Genomic DNA, 19688 nt, shown 5'->3' with positions numbered 1-19688 from the left:
TTACCGAAAATAGCACTGCATCTTGTCTACAGGCATAGAAGAAAGGAGCAATCTCATGTTCTTTTGCGAACATGTCGGTCAGGTATAAGCAAAGGTCGTAAACAGATTTCACGCCCTTGTAGGGGCGAGCTTGCTCGCGATCCGCACAGCGGCCATCCGCCGTTGCGCGAGCAAGCGCCTACAGAGACAGGTCAGCGAACCCGGACCACCACCTTGCCCACCGCCTTGCGCTGGCCAAGATCGTTGATGGCGCTGGCGGCGTTGCTCAGCGGATAGACCTGCGAGACCAGTGGCTTCAGCTTGCCTTCGGCGAACCAGCCGAACAGTTGCTGGAAGTTCGCCGCGTTGTCCTGGGGCTGGCGCTGGGCGAACGAGCCCCAGAACACGCCGACCACCGCGGCGCCCTTGAGCAGCGCCAGGTTGACCGGCAGTTCGGGAATGCGCCCGCTGGCAAAGCCTACCACCAGCAGCCGGCCGTTCCAGGCGATGGAACGGATAGCCTGGTCGAACAGATCGCCACCGACCGGGTCGTAGATCACGTCGGCGCCCTGGCCGTCGGTCAGGCGCTTGATCTCGTCCTTCAGGCTGGTTTCGCTGTAGTTGATCAACTCATCGGCACCGGCGGCCTTGGCCACCGCGAGTTTCTCGGCGCTGCTGGCGGCGGCGATGACCCGGGCGCCCATGGCCTTGCCGATTTCCACTGCCGCCAGACCGACGCCACCGGAAGCACCGAGCACCAGCAGGGTTTCACCCGGCTGCAGGTTGCCGCGCTGCTTGAGGGCGTGCATCGAGGTGCCGTAGGTCATGCTGAAGGCGGCAGCGGTATTGAAGTCCATCGACGCTGGGATCGGCAGGACGTTGTAGCCCGGCACCGCCACTTCCTCGGCAAAGCTGCCCCAGCCGGTCAGCGCCATGACCCGGTCGCCGACCTTGAGGTGGCCGACCTTCTCGCCGACGGCGCCGACCACCCCCGCGGCCTCGCCACCGGGCGAGAATGGGAAGGGCGGCTTGAACTGGTATTTACCCTCGATGATCAGCGTGTCCGGGAAGTTCACCCCGGCTGCGTGCACCTGCAGCAGGATTTCGTTCTTCTTCGGCACAGGACTCGCGACGTCTTCCAGCACCAGCGTTTCGGCGGGGCCGAAGGCTTTGCACAGCACGGCTTTCATCAGGGCTATTCCTTTGGGAGTGATGGCCGATAAGTGTAGGAGGGTGAATAACACGGTCAACGAGCATGCCCCGGCCTGATAACCCGCCATAAGCTTTGTGCTTGGGCTCAGGCAGAGGGGCCTTTATGCTAGACCGCCTACCGGATAAGGAGCGAATTGTGAAAGCGTGGATCATGTTGATGCTGGCCCTGTCTCTGCCCATGGCAGCCATGGCCGAGGAAGCCAAAGAGGGCGAAGCACCGAAAGTCAGTTACATCAGCCTGAATCCGCCGTTCGTCGGCAACTACGGACTGGATGGCGGTCCCAAGCTCAAGGTCTACAAGGCTGACGTCGCCCTGCGGGTGACCGGCGATGCCGCCGCCCAGGCGGTGAGGGCCAACGAGCCGTTGATCCGCAACCAACTGGTGGCGCTGTTCGCCCAGCAGACCACGGAAACCATGAACAACGTCGAAGCCAAGGAAAAGCTGCGCCAGGAAGCCCTGAAGCAGACACAGCAGGTGATGAACGACGAAACCGGCAAGCCGGTGGTGGAAGACCTGCTGTTCAACAACCTGATCATCCAGTAATGCTGGATCCTGTAGGAGCGAGCTTGCTCGCGATAGCGCCATCGCGGGCCCCGCCGAATTTCAGCCTGACGGCTGATCGCGAGCAAGCTCGCTCCTACAGGTCGCCGTTGTGTTCCACGTCCTGAGGCAACCTCAGGACGCCAGGCTCCTGCGAAACCTCGCCAAGGCGATACCGAAGAACAGCAGGCCGATCACCGCCAGGGCCAGCAGGTCCGGCCAGACCACCTCGATGCCGGCGTCGCGGAACAGGATCGCGGCGCTGAGGCTGACGAAATGAGTCGACGGCGAGCCCTGCATCACCCATTGCAGCCATTGGGGCATGCTGTCCAGCGGGGTGCTGCCGCCCGACAGCAGCAACATCGGGATGATCACCGGAATCGCCAGTAAGCCGAATTGCGGGGTTGAGCGTGCCAGCGTGGCGAGAAAGATCCCCAGCGCGGTGCTGGCGAACAGGTAAAGCGCGGTCATCGCAAGGAACAGCCCCAGCGAACCGGCCAGGGGCACGCCCAGCACACCTTTGACGATCACCTCCAGCGATACCCAGGTGCAGAGCACCACCACCAGCATGTTGCTCCAGATCTTCGCCAGCATGATTTCCAGGGCGGTCAGCGGCAGCACCAGCAGATGGTCGAGGGTGCCGTGCTCGCGCTCGCGCAGCAGCGCCGTGCCAGTCAGGATGATGGCCAGGATGGTGATGTTGTTGACGATCTGGATCACCGCCAGAAACCAGCCACCCTGCAGATTGGTGTTGAACAGCGCGCGACTGGTCAGCTGGGCCGGCATCTGGCTCGCCGGGTCGGCCTGGCTGTAGTTCAACAGTTCACGCTGGAAAATCCGCCCGATATAACCGGCGCCCATGAAGGCCTGGCTCATGGCGGTGGCGTCGACATTTACTTGCACGCTGGGTTGGCGCCCGGCCAGCAGGTCGTTCTGGAAGTTGGCCGGCACATTGATGACGAAGGTGAACTGGCCGCTGTCCATGACCTGGTCCAACTGGTCGTAGGGCAATGGCAGCGGGCTCTGGAATTCCGGGGGTTGCAGGGCCTCGGCCAGCAGGCGCGAAAGCTGGCTGTGGTCTTCGTCCACCAGTGCGACGCTGGCGTTGTGCACACCGATCACCGAACCGGCCGCGGGCATGTAGATGGCCACGGTGAAGGCGTACAGCAGAAACAGCAGTAACACGCTGTCGTGTCGCAGGCTGGTGAGCTCCTTGAGGCCCAGGCGCAGGATGTGGTTGAACCGGTGCATCAGGCCTCCTGCTTTTTCAGCATCGCCAGGCTCAGCCCGGTGAACCCGAGGAAGAAGCCGAACAGCGCCAGGCACTGTGGCCACAACTGGCGCAGGTCCAGGGCCTTGGTGAAGGTGCCGACGGCAATGTCGAGGAAGTGACCGGCGGGGAACAGCTGCCCCATCAGCGCCGCGGCGCCGTCCAGCGACGAGCGCGGCACGATCAGCCCGGAGAACTGGATGGTCGGCAGGCTGGTGATGATCATGGTGCCGAGGATCGCCGCGATCTGGGTGCGGGTGAAGGCGGAAATCAACAGGCCCAGGCTGGTGGTGGCCAGCAGGTACAGCAGGCCGCCGAAGGCCAGGGTCAGGCCGCTGCCCTTGAAGGGCACGCCGAACAGCCAGCGGTTCATGGCCACCAGCAGCGCCAGGTTGATCAGGCTCAGGCCCAGGTAAGGCACCTGTTTGCCCAAGAGAAACTCCAGGCGCTTGAGCGGCGTGGCGTAGAAGTTGGTGATCGAACCCAGTTCCTTCTCGCGCACGATGCCCAGCGCCGTGAGCATCGCCGGGATGAACGCCAGGATCAGCGCCATCACCCCGGGGCCGATGGCATTCACACTGACCACGTCCTGGTTGTAGCGAAAGCGCGTTTCCAGGCGGGCCGCGGGGGGGCTCCCCAAGGCCCGGCTGCTGTGTTCGGCCAGCAATTCGATATTGGCCTGATGCACCGCCTCGACATAGTTGCGGCTGGTCTCGGCGCGAAACGGCATGCCGCCGTCGAGCCAGGCGGCCACCGCGGGCTGGCGCCCGGCGTACAGGTCGCGGCCGAAGCCGGGGGGAATCTCCAGGGCCAGCTTGATCTCCGAGCGTTGCAGGCGCCGGTGCAGTTCGGCGGCGTCACGGATCGGCTCCTGTTCCTTGAAGTAACGGGAGCTGCGGAAGGCTTCCAGGTAGGCGCGGCTTTGCGGCGTCTGGTCCTGGTCGTAGACGGCGAAGGCGAGGTTTTCCACGTCCAGGGAAATGCCGTAGCCAAAGATCACCATCATGAACAGCGCCCCGAGCAGGGCGAAGCCCAGGCGCACCCGGTCGCGCAGCAGTTCCTTGCCTTCGCGGGTGGCCACGGCGATCAGGCGCGACAGGCTGAAGCGCCGACCGTCACCGTGAATGGCGCTGGCGACCTCGGGCTGGGCGGTCGCCGGGGGAGCAGGTTCCGGCGCGCCCTGGGCCTCTTCCAGGCAGCGGACAAAGGCGGCTTCCAGGGTTTCGCCGGCGAACTGTTGCTGCAGGGCGGCCGGCGTATCGCAGGCCAGCACCTGGCCGGCGTGCATCAGCGAGATGCGGTCGCAACGCTGGGCTTCGTTCATGAAGTGGGTGGACAGAAAGATCGTCACCCCCTGTTCCCGCGACAGCTCGATCAACAGGCGCCAGAAGTCGTCGCGGGCCGCCGGGTCCACGCCCGAGGTCGGCTCGTCGAGAATCAGCACTTCCGGACGGTGCAGCACCGCCACCGCCAGGGACAGGCGCTGGCGCAAGCCCAGGGGCAGGGCACCGGAGGGTTGTTCGGCAATCTCCCGGAGGGCGAAGTGGCGGATCAGTTCTTCGATCCGCGGGCCGCTCTCGGCCTTGGGCAGGTCGAACAGCCGAGCGTGCAGTACCAGGTTCTGGCGCACGCTGAGTTCGCCGTACAGCGAAAAACTCTGGGACATGAAGCCCACGCGCTTGCGGGTGGCCAGGTCCTTGGCGTCCACCGGGTTGCCCAGCAGCCTGGCGCTGCCCTCGGTGGCGGGTATCAGTCCGGTCAGGACCTTCATGGTGGTGGTCTTGCCGCAGCCGTTGGAGCCGAGGAAGCCGAAAATCTCGCCCCGGCCAATGGCGAAGCTGACCTTGTTCACGGCGGTGAAGTCGCCGAAACGCAGGGTCAGCTCATGGGCCTCGATGGCGACTTGCTGGTCGTCTGTGGTTCTGGGCGGGATCACCAGTGGCTGGTTGTCGTGTCCGCTGTCGCCCTGGAAGTGGGTGAAGGCATCGTCGAGCTTGCCGCTGGGCGTGACGATGGCCAGTTCCCGGCTCAAGCCCTGGGCAATCAGCCGGCCGCGGTCGAGCATCAGGCAGTGTTCGAACTGCTCGGCTTCCTCCATATAGGCGGTGGCCACCAGCAGCGTCAGTTGCGGGCGCTGGCGGCGAACCTCGTCCACCAGTTCCCAGAAGCGCCGGCGGGACAGCGGGTCGACGCCGGTGGTGGGCTCGTCGAGGATCAGCAGGTCCGGCTCATGGATCAGCGCGCAGCACAGCCCGAGCTTCTGCTTCATCCCACCGGACAGCTTGCCCGCGGGCCTTTCGGCGAAGCGCAGCAGGTCGGTGGCCAGCAACAAGTTGTGCATGCGCTGTTCGCATTCGGCTTTCGACAGGCCGAACAGGGTGGCGAAGAAGCGGATGTTTTCCTGGATCGACAGCTCGGGATACAGGTTACCGCCCAGGCCCTGGGGCATGAAGGCGATCCGCGCGTACAGGCTGTTGCGATGGTGGCGTTGCTCGATGGAGCCGCCGAGCACCTGCAGTTGGCCCTGCTGCAGCTTCTTCACTCCGGCGATCAAGCCCAGCAGGCTCGACTTGCCGGCGCCATCCGGGCCGATCAGTCCGCAGCGGGTGCCTCCGGGCAGGCTGAAGGCGAGATCGACCAGCGCTTGTTGCGAACCATAACGGTGATTGATGCCCGTGGCCTGCAGCGCCAGCTCGTTCATTGCAGGTTGGCCGGCCAGTCCACGGTCGCGGTGCGCACGTAGCCGGCGCCGGGCATGCCCGGCTTGGCCTGCGGTACGGCGCTGGGTTGGGTCAGCCGCAGCTTGACGCGGAACACCAGTTTTTGGCGCTCATCGCGGGTTTCCACTTCCTTGGGGGTGAACTGGGACTTGGCCGCGACAAAGCTGATTTTCGCCGGCAGCGGCTGATCGGGCAGGGCGTCGAGCAGGATCCGCGCTTCGCTGCCGACGGCCAGGCGGCCGGTCACCGAGGCGGACAGGTAGAGGTTCATGTACTGATCGCTCGGGTCGATCAGCAGCAACACCCGGCCGCCGGCGCCCAACACCTCGCCCGGTTCGGCCAGGCGCAACTGGATGATGCCGTCGATGGGCGCGCGCAGACTGCTGTCATCGATCTCGCTGGTCAGCTGGGCGACCAGCGCGTTGGCCGAGCCGATGGCGGCGCGCACCGCGGCGACCTGGGCCTGGGCCGCCTGGACGGCGGCGTTGCCGGTGTTCAGGCGCGCCTGCTGTTGGTCGATGATCTGCTGGCTGGCGAAACCACGCTTGAACAGTTCCCGGGAGCGCTTGAGTTCCTGGGTGGCCAGCAGCAGTTCACTCTGGCGCAGGTGCACATTGGCCTCGGCCGCCGCGAGGTTTTCCCGGGTGCGCACCACATCGGCCTCGGCCTGGGCGCGCTGGGCTTCCAGCGTGCGGGTGTCCATGCGGGCCAGCAGTTGGTCCTTGAATACTTTGTCGCCTTCGTCGACGAGCACTTCGGCCAGGCGTCCGGGCGTCTTGCTGGCGATCTGTACTTCGGTGGCTTCAAGCCGGCCGTTGCCCATGCTCAGGCCTTCGGGCAGACGGTCCAGGGTGGACTTCCAATAACCAAAACCGCCCGCGATCAGCAGCAATGCCAGCAAGGCGAAGGCAAAAAGGCGGGAGGAGCGGCGATTCGTCGGCATTGGGGGTATCCCTGCAGCTATAGCGTCCTGGGCTCTGTACGAAAAGTGGCTGCGCGCTGGGCGCCTTCGGCGCTACGCAGGCCATGCTGCGTTAAAAACAGGCTCGGAATGCTCATGTAGGTCCCTACAGTCGAGCGCGACCCCGGCCGTTCCTCGCCTGTTTTTGCCTTGCCTGACCTTCGCTCGCCTACTTTTCGTACAGGCCCTAGTCTGGTGGCTCAAGCCGCTGGGCGACTTGATGTCTGTCAAATGAACGGGCAAGCCTAGTACGTTGTGCGCGCGATGCCTGCCTGAGTATCGCTGGCGGCCTGTTCAGCGCAACGCGAGCACCGCCGCCCACTGTTCGGCGGTCACCGGCATCACGGACAGCCGGCTGCCTTTCTGCACCAGAGGCAGCTCGGCGAGGGCGGTTTGCTGCTTCAGATAATCCAGGCGCAGCACCTTGGGGAAGGTATCGACATGGGCGACGTCGACAGCGCTCCAGGCGTTTTTCTCGGCGCTGGCCTTGGGATCGAAATGCGGGTTTTCCGGTTCCAGGGCGGTCGGGTCGGGATAGGCGGCCTCGATGATCTGGCCGATCCCGGCAATGCCCGGCTCGGGGCAGCTGGAGTGATAAAAGAAGAATTGGTCACCCACCGCCATGTTTCGCAGGAAGTTTCGCGCCTGGTAGTTGCGTACGCCGTCCCAGCGCGCCTGTTTCTTGAGTGCCAGGCCCTCGATCGAGAGTTCTTCCGGTTCGGATTTCATCAACCAATAGGCCATTTTCTTTGCTCTCCAGAGGGACGTGGGCAAGTTGTCGGGCGATTTTATGACAAACCGACAGTCGGTTGACGTCAGCATTTGCGTGTCGGTTCACGTTATCGCAGAATGCCGGGATTTTAAGCTTGACGCTGCTGCACGGCCTGTTATGGACACCGTCGCTGTCATCGTGTGTGATTTGCCTGAGGGGGGCAATCGATGCAACGCAAACCGGATTTACTATGGATTTTGGTTATTTTGTTCGGTTTGGGCGTAGTGACAACCGGTTATGCGCAGAGCCTGTGGGCCAACAAGACCGATGCTCCGGTCGAGCTCGCGCAACAGCAGCCTTACAAGCGCTGATTCCTTCCAAGGCGCCGCTCTCTCCCGGTGGCGCCTATTTCTTCGCGAAATACCATTTCTTGTCCGTCACCGTTCCTTGCAGTGGCACATCCCAGCTCGCCTGATCCAGTTTCGCGACTTTCTGACATTCATGGGCCAACCCCAGCAGCGTTGGCTTGCGCCAGCTTTTGCGCCGAGCCAGATAGGCCAGGCTGCGATCATAGAAGCCGCCGCCCATTCCCAGGCGCCCACCCGCCTCATCGAAGCCGACCAGCGGCAGCAGCACCAGGTCCAGCGCCCAGACCTTGCGTTGCCGGGCCAGGCTTTTCCGTGGCTCGGGAATGCGGAAGCGGTTGGGACGCAGTTTCTCCCCGGGGCGAACGCGCTGAAACACCATCTTGGTCCGTGGCCAGGCGCTGAGTACCGGCAGATAGGTCGCCTTGCCCCGGCGTTGCGCGGCAAGCAGCAGCGGGCGCGGATCGATTTCACCGTCCATGGGCAGGTAAAGGGAGATGTGCCTGGCGCGGCGGAACAGCGGATGCTGCGCCAGTTGCCGGTAAAGCCCTCGAGAGGCCTGGCGTTGTTCGCTGGCGGTGAGGGCGCGGCGGGCTTTGCGCAGTATGCGTCGAAGTTGCGGGCGGGAAAGCGGCGCCGGTTCGGTCATGGTCGCTCGGGTCCGGGTGGGGTACGGCAGGACAGCGTACCAAATAACCCTGAACCGAAAAAAACGGAGCCGAAAAAAACAATGCCAGCTATTTGCATAGCTGGCATTGGTCTGGAATTCAGGCTCCCCGGATGAACCGCTGTCGACTTAGCCCTTGAACCCGAAAGTTCAAGGCGGAAGATGCAGTAGGCGTTAAGGCTTTCCGTCTAGCGGACATGCACACCGGCCCAACGTGCAACTTCCAGGGTAGTGCGAATCGGCTCAGGGACATCGCCAACTGGCAAGCACCCCAGGGAGTGGTGGGGATTATACCGCAACCACCCTCAGGAATCAGCCTTGGTTGTATCGGTGTCGGTGGCGAGCACCAGATCCACGCGTTCGAGCAGATCGCGCACCTGTTCGCGGGTCGAACCGCTGGCTTGCACGTCAGGGCGGTCCTGCTTGTGCAGCAGATCGTGGGTGATATTGAGGGCGGCCATCACGGCGATACGATCGGCGCCAATGACTTTGCCGCTGCTGCGGATCTCACGCATCTTGCCATCCAGGTACCGGGCGGCGCTCACCAGATTGCTACGTTCTTCCTGGGGGCAGATGATCGAATATTCTTTGTCGAGGATCTGCACGGTAACGCTATTGCTTGAACTCATGAGTCTTGCTCCAGGGCCTTGAGGCGCGAAATCATCGATTCGACCTTACGCCGGGCGATTTCGTTTTTTTCAATGAGGTGCGCGCGTTCCTCGCGCCAAGTCTTTTCCTGAGCTAATAAGAGTGCGTTTTGACTCTTTAGTTGCTCGACTCGGCCAATTAGCAGTTCGAGTCTAGCCATCAGCGCTTGCAGGTCGGTGTCTTCCATTGGATCCCACTGGGTTTGTCTGATGAGTGGCAACTGCCGGGCAAACGAGTTGACGGCCTCGATGGTCTTGGCGCGTCTGCCGATGCTAGGATACAAGGCCTCCATTCTAGACATTGCGCCGCTTGGCGCCTAGCTGCCCATGCCCATTCAGAATTCCCCGTACAACGCCTTCGCCACCCTGCTCAGCAGCAGCGGTCACCCTGTCTCGCCCGCCGAATTGCATGGCCTGTTGCTGGGGCGCAGCTGCGCCGGCGCCGGCTTCGAGGTCGACGGCTGGCTGATCGACGCCGCCGAGCTGCTCGAGGGCGAGCCGCAGGACAATGTTCGCAACGCCTTGATCGGCCTGCAGGAAATGGTCAAGGGCGAGCTGACCAGCGACGACATGACCGTCGTTCTGCTGCTGCCCACCGACGACGCCCCGCTGGCCGAGCGCGCCGCGGCACTGGGTCAATGGTGCCAGGGTTTCCTCACCGGCTTCGGCCTGAACTCCCGCGACAGCAGCGCCCTGAGCGCCGAGGCCACGGAAGTGTTGCAAGACCTTGCGGCGATTGCCCAGGTGCAGGACGCACTGGAAGAGTCCGACGACGGTGAAAGCGACTACATGGAAGTGATGGAATACCTGCGGGTCGCCCCGCTGCTGCTGTTCACCGAGACCAACAAGACGGTTGAACCGGCCGCCAAGCCTTCTCTGCATTGATCGTTCGATAGGGAAATCCGTCTGCCCATGATCCATATCCCGAAATCGGAATACACCCGCCGCCGCAAGGCGCTCATGGCGCAGATGGAACCCAACAGCATCGCGATCCTGCCGGCTGCCGCGGTGGCGATCCGCAACCGCGATGTCGAGCATGTCTACCGCCAGGACAGCGATTTCCAGTACCTCAGCGGTTTCCCCGAACCCCAGGCGGTGATCGTGCTGATGCCCGGTCGCGAGCATGGCGAGTACATCCTGTTCTGCCGCGAACGTAATGCCGAGCGTGAACTCTGGGACGGCTTGCGGGCTGGCCAGGAGGGCGCGATTCGCGATTACGGCGCCGACGACGCCTTCCCCATTACCGATATCGACGACATCCTGCCGGGCCTTATCGAAGGCCGCGACCGGGTGTATTCGGCCATGGGCAGCAACCCCGAGTTCGATCGCCACCTGATGGAATGGATCAACGTGATCCGCTCCAAGGCGCACCTGGGGGCCCAGCCACCGAACGAATTCGTTGCCCTGGATCATCTGCTGCACGACATGCGCCTGTATAAATCGGCGGCGGAAGTGAAGGTGATGCGCGAGGCCGCGCGGATTTCCGCACAGGCCCATATTCGGGCCATGCAGGCCAGCCGGCCCGGTCTGTACGAGTTCAGCCTGGAAGCCGAGCTGGACTACGAGTTCCGCCGGGGCGGAGCGAAGATGCCGGCCTACGGCTCGATCGTCGCTGCCGGGCGCAACAGCTGCATTCTGCATTACCAGCAGAACGACGCGTTGCTCAAGGACGGCGACCTGGTGCTGATCGACGCCGGTTGCGAGATTGATTGTTATGCCAGCGATATCACGCGCACCTGGCCGGTGAACGGCAAGTTCTCCGCCGAGCAGAAGGCGATCTACGAGCTGGTGCTGGCCTCCCAGGAGGCCGCCTTTGCCGAGATCGCGCCGAACAAGCACTGGAACCAGGCTCACGAAGCGACCGTCAGGGTGATCACCGCCGGGCTGGTCAAGCTGGGGTTGCTCGAAGGCGAGGTGGACGAGTTGATCGCCAGCGAAGCCTACAAGGCGTTTTACATGCACCGCGCCGGCCACTGGCTGGGCATGGATGTGCATGATGTCGGCGAGTACAAGGTCGGCGGCGAATGGCGGGTGCTGGAAGTCGGCATGGCCCTGACGGTCGAGCCGGGTATCTACATTGCACCGGACAATCAGAACGTGGCAAAGAAATGGCGCGGCATTGGCGTGCGCATCGAGGATGACGTGGTGGTAACCAAGCAAGGCTGTGAAATTCTCACTGGTGGCGTGCCGAAGACCGTGGCCGAGATCGAGGCCCTGATGGCCGCCGCACGGAGCCACGCAGCATGAACCGGGTCAATCTGGCGATCATCGGCGGTGGCCTGGTCGGTGCCAGCCTGGCCCTGGCCTTGCAGGCCGGCGCCAAGGAGCGCGGCTGGAAGATCGTGCTGATCGAGCCATTCGCTCCGGGCGATACCTATCAGCCCAGCTACGACGCGCGTTCTTCGGCGCTGTCGTTCGGCGCCCGGCAGATCTATCAACGGCTGGGTGTGTGGCAGGAAATCTCCCGCCGCGCCGAGCCGATCAAACAGATCCATGTCTCCGACCGTGGGCGGTTTTCCACCGCGCGGCTGTCGGCCATGGAGGAGGGCGTTCCCGCCCTGGGTTATGTGGTGGAAAACGCCTGGCTCGGCCAGTGCCTCTGGCAGGGGCTGGACAAGGACGTGGTGAGTTGGCGCTGCCCGGCCGAAGTCACGCGCATGGAGCCGCTGGAAGACGGCTACCGCCTGACCCTCAACGATGAAACTAGCCTGGACTGCGAGCTGGCGGTGCTGGCCGACGGCGGTCGCTCCGGGCTGCGCGAGCAGTTGGGCATCGGGGTGAAAAAACGCCCCTACAACCAGAGCGCGCTGATCGCCAATATCACCCCGAGCGAAGCCCATAACGGCATGGCCTTCGAGCGCTTCACCGACGACGGCCCGATGGCCCTGCTGCCGCTGCCGGAGAACCGTTGCGCGCTGGTCTGGACCCGTCTGGGCATGGACGCGCAGCGCCTGGCCGCGCTGGATGAACGCAGCTTCCTCAGCGAACTGCAGGGGATATTCGGTTATCGCCTGGGAACCCTGAAACAGGTTGGCGCGCGGCATCTTTACCCGTTGTCGCTGGTGGAGGCCGAGGAACAGGTGCGTCCTCACCTGGTGGTGCTGGGCAACGCCGCCCATAGCCTGCACCCGATTGCCGGGCAGGGTTTCAACCTGTCGTTGCGCGACGCACAGGCGCTGGCCGATGCCTTGCTGGTCAGCCCGACGCCACCCGGCGATTTCAGTATCTTGCAGGCCTACCGCGAGCGGCAGCGTCTGGACCAGGATCTGACCGTCGGCTTCTCCGACCAGGTCACCCGGCTGTTCGGCAGCAAGCTGCCGCTGGTGTCCCTGGGGCGCAATATCGGGCTGCTGGGCCTGGACCTGCTGCCACCGGCCAAGCGCTGGTTCGCCCGGCAGGCCATGGGCCTGGGTACCCGTCCCGATGCGTGAGTGGCTGAGCCCGCGACCGGGCATGGAAATCCAGCACAGTGTCGGCAGCCAGGTAGCGCGGTTCGACAAAACCCTTTACGTGCGGCTCAAGCCGCAAGCGAGACAGGCTTAAAGCATGGAAATGCGTGCAGATCTGCTGATTGTCGGGGCCGGAATGGTCGGGAGCGCCCTGGCGCTGGCGTTGCAGGACAGCGGCCTGGAAGTGCTGCTGCTCGACGGCAGCCCGCTGAAGGTCAAGCCCTTCGACAGCGAAGCGCCGTTCGAACCGCGGGTGAGTGCATTGTCGGCGGCCAGCCAGCGGATTCTCGAGCGCCTGGGTGTCTGGGAAGGGGTGACCCGGCGGCGCAGCAGCCCGTATGCCGAGATGCAGGTCTGGGATGGCAGCGGCACCGGGCAGATTCATTTCTCGGCCGCCAGCGTACATGCCGAGGCGCTGGGCCACATCGTTGAAAACCGCGTGGTCCAGGACGCGCTGCTGGAGCGCCTGCACAACTGCGACATCGGCCTGCTGGCCAACGCGCGCCTGGAACAGATGCGCCGTTCCGGCGACGACTGGTTGCTGACCCTGGCCGATGGCCGCAGCCTGCGCGCACCGCTGGTGGTCGCCGCCGATGGCGCCAACTCGGCGGTGCGGCGCCTGACCGGCTGTGCCACTCGCGAATGGGATTACCTGCATCACGCCATCGTGACCAGTGTGTGCTGCGCCGAGCCGCACCAGAGGACCGCCTGGCAGCGTTTCACCGACAACGGTCCGCTGGCGTTCCTGCCGCTTGCGCGCGACGGTCAGCATGACTGGTGTTCGATCGTCTGGTCGACCACGCCCAGCGAGGCCGAACGCCTGATGGCGCTGGACGACAGCGACTTCTGCCGAGAGCTGGAGCGCGCCTTCGAAGGTCGCCTGGGCGCGGTGTTGAGCGCCGATCCGCGGCTCTGCGTGCCGTTGCGCCAGCGTCATGCCAAGCGTTATGTGGCAGAGGGCCTGGCCCTGATCGGCGACGCGGCCCATACCATCCATCCGCTGGCCGGGCAGGGGGTCAACCTGGGCTTCCTCGATGCCGCGGTGCTGGCCGAGGTGCTGCTGCAGGCCGCCAGCCGCGGCGAACGCCTGGCCGACAGCAAGGTGCTCAGCCGTTACGAGCGGCGGCGTATGCCGCACAATCTGGCGCTGATGGCGGCGATGGAGGGCTTCGAGCGGCTGTTCCAGGCCGATCCGCTGCCGCTGCGCTGGTTGCGTAACACCGGGCTGAAAATGGTCGACCAGATGCCCGAAGCCAAGGCGCTGTTCGTGCGTCAGGCGTTGGGCCTCACCGGGGATTTGCCGGAACTGGCCAAGGCCTGAGCAAGCCTGCTTGCAACTCACGCTTGAATCCCGCGCTGCCGATGCGTCAGCAACATCTCGTAACGCCTCGGCCTTCGGTTCAGTTTGAGAAGCTAAATAGTAGTCTTTATCATTTACTTCCCTTTGATTTCGAGAGACTGCTCCCATGTTGGCACCGAAGCGTCTACTGACCGCCCTGGCCCTCACCCTCATTGGCGGTACTGTCCAGGCCGCCGACGAAGTGGTGGTCTACTCCTCGCGTATCGACGAGCTGATCAAGCCGGTCTTCGATCTCTACACCCAGAAAACCGGGGTCCAGGTGAAGTTCATCACCGACAAGGAAGCGCCGCTGATGCAGCGGATCAAGGCCGAGGGCGAGAACGCCACCGCCGACCTGCTGCTCACCGTCGATGCCGGCAACCTGTGGCAAGCCGAGCAGATGGGCATCCTGCAGCCGTTCACCTCCAAGGTGATCGACGCCAACATCCCCCGGCAGTACCGCGCCGCCTCGCACGCCTGGACCGGCTTGAGCCTGCGGGCGCGGACCATCGCCTACTCCACCGCGCGGGTGAAACCGTCCGAACTGAGCACCTACGAAGCCCTGGCTGACAAGCAGTGGGAAGGCCGCCTGTGCCTGCGTACGGCGAAGAAGGTCTACAACCAGTCGCTGACCGCGACCCTGATCGAAACCCACGGCGCGGCGAAAACCGAAGAAATCGTCAAGGGCTGGGTCAACAACCTGTCCACCGACGTGTTCTCCGACGACGTCGCGGTGCTCGAGGCGATCAACGCCGGCCAGTGCGACGTGGGCATCGTCAATACCTACTACTACGGCCGCCTGCACAAGCAGAAGCCGGATCTGCCGGTCAAGCTGTTCTGGCCGAACCAGGGTGACCGCGGCGTGCACGTCAACCTGTCGGGCATCGGCCTGACCAAGCACGCACCGCACCCGGAAGCCGCCAAGGCCCTGGTGGAGTGGATGACCACGGAGGAAGCACAGAAGATCTTCGCCGACGTGAACCAGGAGTTCCCGGCCAACCCTAGCGTGCCGCCGTCCGCCGAAGTGGCCGCCTGGGGCAAGTTCGTGGCTGATACCCTGCCGGTGGAAGTCGCCGGCAAGCGCCAGGCCGAGGCCATTCGCCTGATGGACCGTGCTGGCTGGAACTGATCCGCTGGTTATACTGCGCCCCGCCTTTGCGGGGCGTTTTGTTTAGCCGGTTCGCAATTGCCTTTTATTGATCCTTCTCGTTCGAGAGTCTTTCGTGGCCCATCCCGCCCAACGTCGCTGGTACCCGCTGGTTTTTGCCGTCGCCGCCCTGGTGTTGCTACCGCTGAGTGTGCTGCTGCTATCGTGGCAGGTGGTCGACCAGCAGATCTGGTCGCACCTGTGGGAGACCCAGATGCCGCGCCTGTTGGGCAACACCCTGACCCTGGTGCTGGGCGTCGGTATGGGCGTGACGCTGCTGGGCGTGAGCCTGGCCTGGTTGACCAGCCTGTGCGAGTTTCCCGGAAGGCGCTGGCTGGACTGGGCGCTGATGCTGCCCTTTGCGATTCCGGCCTACGTGCTGGCCTTTGTCTTTGTCGGCCTGCTGGACTTTTCCGGCCCGGTGCAGACCCTGCTGCGCGAATGGTTCGGCACGGGCCTGCGCCTGCCGCGGGTGCGTTCCACCGGCGGGGTGATCCTGGTCCTGGTGCTGGTGTTCTATCCCTATGTGTATCTGCTGGCGCGCACCGCGTTCCTGGCCCAGGGCAAGGGCCTGATGGAGGCCGCGCGGGTGCTTGGGCAGACGCCCTGGCAGGCGTTCTGGCGCGTGGCCTTGCCCATGGCGCGGCCGGCCATCGGCGCCGGTGTGGCGCTGGCGCTGATGGAAACCCTGGCGGACTTCGGCGCGGTGGCGGTGTTCAACTTCGACACCTTCACCACCGCCATCTACAAGGCCTGGTATGGCTTCTTCAGCCTGTCCAGCGCTGCGCAACTGGCCAGCCTGTTGCTGCTGGCGGTGATGCTGGTGCTGTACGGCGAGCGTCGCGCCCGCGGCGCCAGTCGCTCGGGTCACGAGCGGCCGCGGGGCAAGGCGCTGTACCACCTGCATGGCATCAAGGCCTTGGCGGCCACGGGCTGGTGTGCGCTGGTGTTCGCCTGCGCCTTTGTCATCCCGGTGCTGCAACTGGTGGTGTGGTTCTGGCAACGTGGCCGTTTCGACCTCGACGAGCGTTATGCCGGGCTGATCCTGCACACCCTGTACCTGGGCGCCATGGCGGCCTTGATCACGGTCAGCGTGGCCCTGTTGCTGGCGTTCGCCCGACGCCTGGCGCCGACCCGGGCGATCCGTTCCGGCGTCAGCCTGGCCAACCTGGGTTACGCCTTGCCGGGCTCGGTGCTGGCGGTGTCGATCATGCTGGCCTTCAGCTACCTGGACCGCGAGCTGGTGATACCGCTGTCGGGCTGGCTCGGGGGGGCGGGCAAGCCGTTGCTGCTGGGCAGCCTGGCGGCGTTGCTGCTGGCCTACCTGGTGCGGTTTATCGCGGTGGCCTACGGGCCGCTGGAAAGCAGCCTGGCGCGGATCCGCCCCTCGTTGCCGGAAGCGGCGCGCAGCCTGGGGGTCAGTGGACCACGACTGTTTTTCAAAGTGTATCTGCCGCTTTTGCTGCCCGGCACCCTGAGCGCGGCGTTGCTGGTGTTCGTCGATGTGCTCAAGGAAATGCCCGCCACCTTGCTGATGCGCCCGTTCGGCTGGGATACGCTGGCGGTGCGGATCTTCGAGATGACCAGCGAGGGTGAATGGGCGCGTGCCGCGTTGCCGGCCCTGACCCTGGTCCTGGTGGGATTGCTGCCGGTGATCGGACTGATCCGACGCTCCGCTCATCGAATCGGTTAGGTGCCAGTGTCACACCTTGCGGCTACAATGCGCGGCATTCGGTGCGGTCGATCTTTCTGATTGGGTCTCTTGAATTGTCTGAGAGCCATCTATTTCAAGGCTTCCAGCTCATCCGGCGACCGCCCGCACCTTCGCCACGCCCGGAAGGAGAAACCCATGGGACAGCGCACGCCTCTGTATGACCTTCATCTCGCCCTGGGCGCGAAGATGGTCGATTTTGGCGGTTGGGATATGCCTCTGCATTACGGCTCGCAGGTCGAGGAGCACCATCAGGTGCGACGCGATTGCGGGGTTTTCGATGTATCCCACATGACCGTGATCGATGTCGACGGACCCCAGGCCAAGGCATGGCTCCAGCACCTGCTGGCCAACGACGTCGAACGCCTGCAAAGCCCCGGCAGGGCCTTGTACAGCGCCATGCTCAACGAGCACGGCGGCATCGTCGACGACATGCTCGTCTACCGCACCGACGCCGGTTACCGGCTGGTGGTCAACGCCGCCACCCGTGACCAGGACATGGCCTGGATGCAGGCGCAACTGGGTGCTTTCCAGGTGCAACTGCACGAACGCTCCGAGCTGGCGATGCTGGCGATCCAGGGGCCCCACGCCCGCCACAAGATCGCCGAGCTGGTGACCCAGTCGCGCGGCACGCTGATCCAGCAACTCAAGCCCTTCGAAGGCCAGGCCGATGGCGACTGGTTCATCGCGCGCACCGGCTACACCGGTGAGGATGGCTTGGAAATCGTCCTGCCGGCCGACCAGGCCCCGGGGTTCTTCAACGATCTGGTCGGCGCGGGCATCTCGCCGATCGGCCTCGGCGCCCGGGACACCCTGCGCCTGGAGGCCGGCATGAACCTGTACGGCCAGGACATTCACCAGGAGGTTTCACCGCTGGTGGCCAACATGGCCTGGAGCATTGCCTGGGAACCGGCGTCGCGCAAGTTCATCGGGCGCACCGCGCTGGAGGCCGAGCGCGCGGGTGGGGTGAAGCACAAACTGGTCGGCCTGGTGCTGGAAGAACGCGGCGTGCTGCGTGCCCATCAGGTGGTGCGCATCGCCGATGTTGGCGAAGGGGAGATCACCAGTGGTAGTTTCTCTCCTACGCTTAGCAAATCGATCGCCCTGGCACGGGTGCCCATGGCTACCGCCGACCGTGCAGAAGTGGAAATCCGTGGCAAGTGGTACCCGGTCCGGGTGGTAAAACCGACCTTCGTGCGTCATGGCAAAACCTTGATCTAACTTAATTTCCGGCGGGATCTACCGCTGACATTTCTTCTTGAGGACACAGAACATGAGCGATATCCCTGCTGACCTGCGTTTTGCCGAAAGTCACGAGTGGGCCCGTCTGGAAGCCGATGGCACCGTGACCGTGGGCATCAGCGACCATGCTCAGGAAGCCCTGGGCGATGTGGTGTTCGTCGAGCTGACCGAAGTCGGTAATGTCTTCGGCGCTGGCGACCAGGCCGGTGTGGTGGAGTCGGTGAAGGCCGCTTCCGACATCTACGCCCCGGTGGCCGGTGAAGTGATCGCGGTCAACGAAGAGCTGAGCGCCAGCCCGGAGCTGCTCAACAGCGACCCGTACGGCGCCTGGATCTTCAAGCTCAAGCCAAGCAATGGCGCTGACCTGGACAAGCTGCTGGACGCTGCCGGGTACCGGGCCGCCATCGGCGAATAAGGCCTTGCATCGATTGCCAGCCGGCCCGCTCCCTTTGCCGGAGCGGGCCGGCTGGCAATTGCCTTTACCGCTGCAACACTTCCTTTACGGTCGCCACCGACCGCTCTACATCGTCCTTGGTCATGGCCGTGAACATCGGCAACGAGACGATCAGGCGTCCCACCCGTTCCGCCACCGGGAACATGCCCTCCTTGAAGCCGCGCTCGCGGTACAGGCTCAGCAAGTGAATCGGCGGGTAGTGATAGCCGATGCCGATCCCGCGTTCCTGCATCTGCTCCATGAAGGTCGCCCGCGCTGGTTTGCCGTCATGCCGCTCCGGCAGTACCAGCTGGAACAGGTGCCAGTTGCTGTTGCTGAAGTCTGCCGGTGGCAATTGCGCGCCGTAGCGGGCTTCGAAGTCGCTGCCAAAGCATTCGAAGTAGTGCCGGGCCAACTCGCGGCGGTGAGCGGTGAGGGTTTCGAGGTGGGCGAACTGGCCCAGGCCGATGGCGGCCGCGACGTCGGTCATGTTGAATTTGCCGCCCAGCACGTCCACGTCCAGGCCATCGAAGCCGTGGCGGGTCACGCCCTGCAGGCGGTACTTCTCAGCCAGGCGGGCCTCTTCGGCAGTGTTCAGCACCAGGGCGCCGCCCTCGCTGCAGGTGACGTTTTTGTTGGCCTGGAAGCTGAAAGACACCAGGTCGCCGCCGGCGCCGATGCGCTCGCCGTTCCAGCTTGAGCCCAGCGCCTGGGCGGCGTCTTCCACGACCCGCAGGCCGTGTTTGCGCGCCAGGGCATACAGGCGTGGCATGTCCAGCGGCAGGCCGGCGAGAAACACCGGGATGATCGCCTTGGTCCGTGGCGTGATGGCCGCTTCCACCTGGGCCAGGTCGATGTTGCGGGTGACCGGGTCGATGTCGGCGAACACCGGGGTGGCGCCCACTTCGAGAATCACGTTGGCCGTGGCCACCCAGGAAATCGGCGTGGTGATGACTTCGTCGCCAGGACCGATGCCGGCGATACGCAGGGCGATCGCCATGGTGCAGGTGCCGGAATTGAAGGTGCGCACCGGGCGCCCGCCGCAGTACTGCGAGAGTTGCGCTTCGAAGGCCTGGACCTTGGGACCGCTGGTGATCCAGCCCGAACGCAGGACTTCGCCGACGCTGGCGATGGTGGCTTCATCGATGGTGGGTTTGGAGAACGGCAGGAAAGGCAGCTGGCTCATGACGATGGGGTACCCGATAAGCAGAAGTCGAGGCAGGGCGGCGGGCCGCGCCGGAGTCGAGCATCATGCTACCGGTTCGCCCGGGCTGCCACACCGTCGGCGTCCGG

19 protein-coding genes and 1 other RNA gene are annotated in these 19688 nt (G+C 64.3%); 10 read left to right on the top strand and 10 right to left on the bottom strand.

Features of this window, described 5'->3' with window-relative positions; translation table 11 throughout:
- Positions 1–191: 191 nt before the first annotated feature.
- Positions 192–1169, bottom strand: a complete 978-nt coding sequence (locus IF690_RS28645) for an NADPH:quinone oxidoreductase family protein (protein WP_202698327.1) — start codon at positions 1167–1169, stop codon at positions 192–194.
- A 158-nt stretch (positions 1170–1327) separates the two neighbouring features.
- Between IF690_RS28645 and IF690_RS28640 the strand changes: the two genes are divergently transcribed.
- Positions 1328–1735, top strand: a complete 408-nt coding sequence (locus IF690_RS28640) for a flagellar basal body-associated protein FliL (RefSeq protein WP_009051412.1) — start codon at positions 1328–1330, stop codon at positions 1733–1735.
- Positions 1736–1867: 132 nt separating this feature from the next.
- Here IF690_RS28640 and IF690_RS28635 read toward each other — a convergent pair whose 3' ends face one another.
- The 4 genes from IF690_RS28635 to IF690_RS28620 all read right to left on the bottom strand — a co-directional run bounded on the left by IF690_RS28635 (position 1868) and on the right by IF690_RS28620 (position 7427).
- Positions 1868–2983 (bottom strand): ABC transporter permease, encoded by a 1116-nt coding sequence (locus tag IF690_RS28635; RefSeq protein ID WP_202698326.1) that lies wholly within the window; start codon positions 2981–2983, stop codon positions 1868–1870.
- Complete coding sequence (gene rbbA, locus IF690_RS28630; protein WP_202698325.1) at positions 2983–5703, bottom strand: ribosome-associated ATPase/putative transporter RbbA; 2721 nt, start codon at positions 5701–5703, stop codon at positions 2983–2985. Before rbbA ends, IF690_RS28635 begins: the two co-directional genes overlap by 1 nt.
- The gene (locus IF690_RS28625; RefSeq protein WP_202698324.1) at positions 5700–6665 is read right to left on the bottom strand and encodes an HlyD family secretion protein; all 966 of its coding nucleotides are present in this window, start codon (positions 6663–6665) and stop codon (positions 5700–5702) included. The genes rbbA and IF690_RS28625 overlap by 4 nt, the downstream gene beginning before the upstream one ends.
- Positions 6666–6977: 312 nt before the next feature.
- Positions 6978–7427 (bottom strand): EVE domain-containing protein, encoded by a 450-nt coding sequence (locus IF690_RS28620; RefSeq protein WP_202698323.1) that lies wholly within the window; start codon positions 7425–7427, stop codon positions 6978–6980.
- A 195-nt stretch (positions 7428–7622) separates the two neighbouring features.
- On the opposite strand from IF690_RS28620, the gene IF690_RS28615 reads away from it, so the two are divergent.
- Entirely contained in the window at positions 7623–7766 is a 144-nt protein-coding gene (locus IF690_RS28615; RefSeq protein ID WP_202698322.1) for a hypothetical protein, read from the top strand.
- 34 nt (positions 7767–7800) lie between these two features.
- Here IF690_RS28615 and IF690_RS28610 read toward each other — a convergent pair whose 3' ends face one another.
- The 4 genes from IF690_RS28610 to IF690_RS28595 form a co-directional block, all read right to left on the bottom strand.
- On the bottom strand, positions 7801–8409 hold the full coding sequence (locus IF690_RS28610; RefSeq protein WP_202698321.1) for a 5-formyltetrahydrofolate cyclo-ligase: 609 nt from the start codon (positions 8407–8409) through the stop codon (positions 7801–7803).
- A 120-nt stretch (positions 8410–8529) separates the two neighbouring features.
- Positions 8530–8708, bottom strand: a non-coding RNA gene (gene ssrS, locus IF690_RS28605) — 6S RNA.
- Positions 8709–8732: 24 nt separating this feature from the next.
- Positions 8733–9056 (bottom strand): cell division protein ZapA, encoded by a 324-nt coding sequence (locus IF690_RS28600; RefSeq protein ID WP_007926742.1) that lies wholly within the window; start codon positions 9054–9056, stop codon positions 8733–8735.
- Positions 9053–9262: a TIGR02449 family protein gene (locus IF690_RS28595; RefSeq protein WP_007911197.1), complete on the bottom strand. Its 210-nt coding sequence runs from the start codon at positions 9260–9262 to the stop codon at positions 9053–9055. The genes IF690_RS28600 and IF690_RS28595 overlap by 4 nt, the downstream gene beginning before the upstream one ends.
- 139 nt (positions 9263–9401) lie before the next feature.
- Here IF690_RS28595 and IF690_RS28590 point away from each other — a divergent pair, with 139 nt between their 5' ends.
- The 8 genes from IF690_RS28590 to gcvH all read left to right on the top strand — a co-directional run bounded on the left by IF690_RS28590 (position 9402) and on the right by gcvH (position 18377).
- Positions 9402–9959, top strand: coding sequence for a YecA/YgfB family protein (locus IF690_RS28590; protein WP_009051406.1), 558 nt, complete (start codon positions 9402–9404; stop codon positions 9957–9959).
- A 27-nt stretch (positions 9960–9986) separates the two neighbouring features.
- Positions 9987–11321, top strand: a complete 1335-nt coding sequence (gene pepP, locus IF690_RS28585; RefSeq protein ID WP_202698320.1) for a Xaa-Pro aminopeptidase — start codon at positions 9987–9989, stop codon at positions 11319–11321.
- Positions 11318–12505 (top strand): 2-octaprenyl-6-methoxyphenyl hydroxylase, encoded by a 1188-nt coding sequence (gene ubiH / locus IF690_RS28580; RefSeq protein WP_038574913.1) that lies wholly within the window; start codon positions 11318–11320, stop codon positions 12503–12505. The genes pepP and ubiH overlap by 4 nt, the downstream gene beginning before the upstream one ends.
- A 121-nt stretch (positions 12506–12626) precedes the next feature.
- Positions 12627–13844, top strand: a complete 1218-nt coding sequence (locus IF690_RS28575) for a 2-octaprenyl-3-methyl-6-methoxy-1,4-benzoquinol hydroxylase (protein WP_202701767.1) — start codon at positions 12627–12629, stop codon at positions 13842–13844.
- A gap of 145 nt (positions 13845–13989) precedes the next feature.
- A complete protein-coding gene (locus IF690_RS28570; protein WP_202698319.1) occupies positions 13990–14991 on the top strand; it encodes an extracellular solute-binding protein in 1002 nt (333 codons plus the stop codon).
- Positions 14992–15085: 94 nt separating this feature from the next.
- Positions 15086–16702 carry an ABC transporter permease gene (locus IF690_RS28565; protein WP_202698318.1) on the top strand — a complete coding sequence of 539 codons (1617 nt, stop codon included), beginning with the start codon at positions 15086–15088 and terminating at the stop codon, positions 16700–16702.
- A 156-nt stretch (positions 16703–16858) separates the two neighbouring features.
- Entirely contained in the window at positions 16859–17941 is a 1083-nt protein-coding gene (gene gcvT / locus IF690_RS28560) for a glycine cleavage system aminomethyltransferase GcvT (RefSeq protein ID WP_202698317.1), read from the top strand.
- Positions 17942–17993: 52 nt separating this feature from the next.
- Positions 17994–18377 (top strand): glycine cleavage system protein GcvH, encoded by a 384-nt coding sequence (gene gcvH / locus IF690_RS28555; protein WP_202698316.1) that lies wholly within the window; start codon positions 17994–17996, stop codon positions 18375–18377.
- Between the two features lie 64 nt (positions 18378–18441).
- Here gcvH and IF690_RS28550 read toward each other — a convergent pair whose 3' ends face one another.
- Positions 18442–19581, bottom strand: coding sequence for a DegT/DnrJ/EryC1/StrS family aminotransferase (locus IF690_RS28550; protein ID WP_202698315.1), 1140 nt, complete (start codon positions 19579–19581; stop codon positions 18442–18444).
- Between the last annotated feature and the right edge of the window lie 107 nt (positions 19582–19688).

This window comes from Pseudomonas sp. SK3(2021) (assembly GCF_016772375.1).
GTDB lineage: Bacteria > Pseudomonadota > Gammaproteobacteria > Pseudomonadales > Pseudomonadaceae > Aquipseudomonas > Aquipseudomonas chlororaphis_I.
This window is presented reverse-complemented; position numbering and strand designations above follow the sequence as displayed.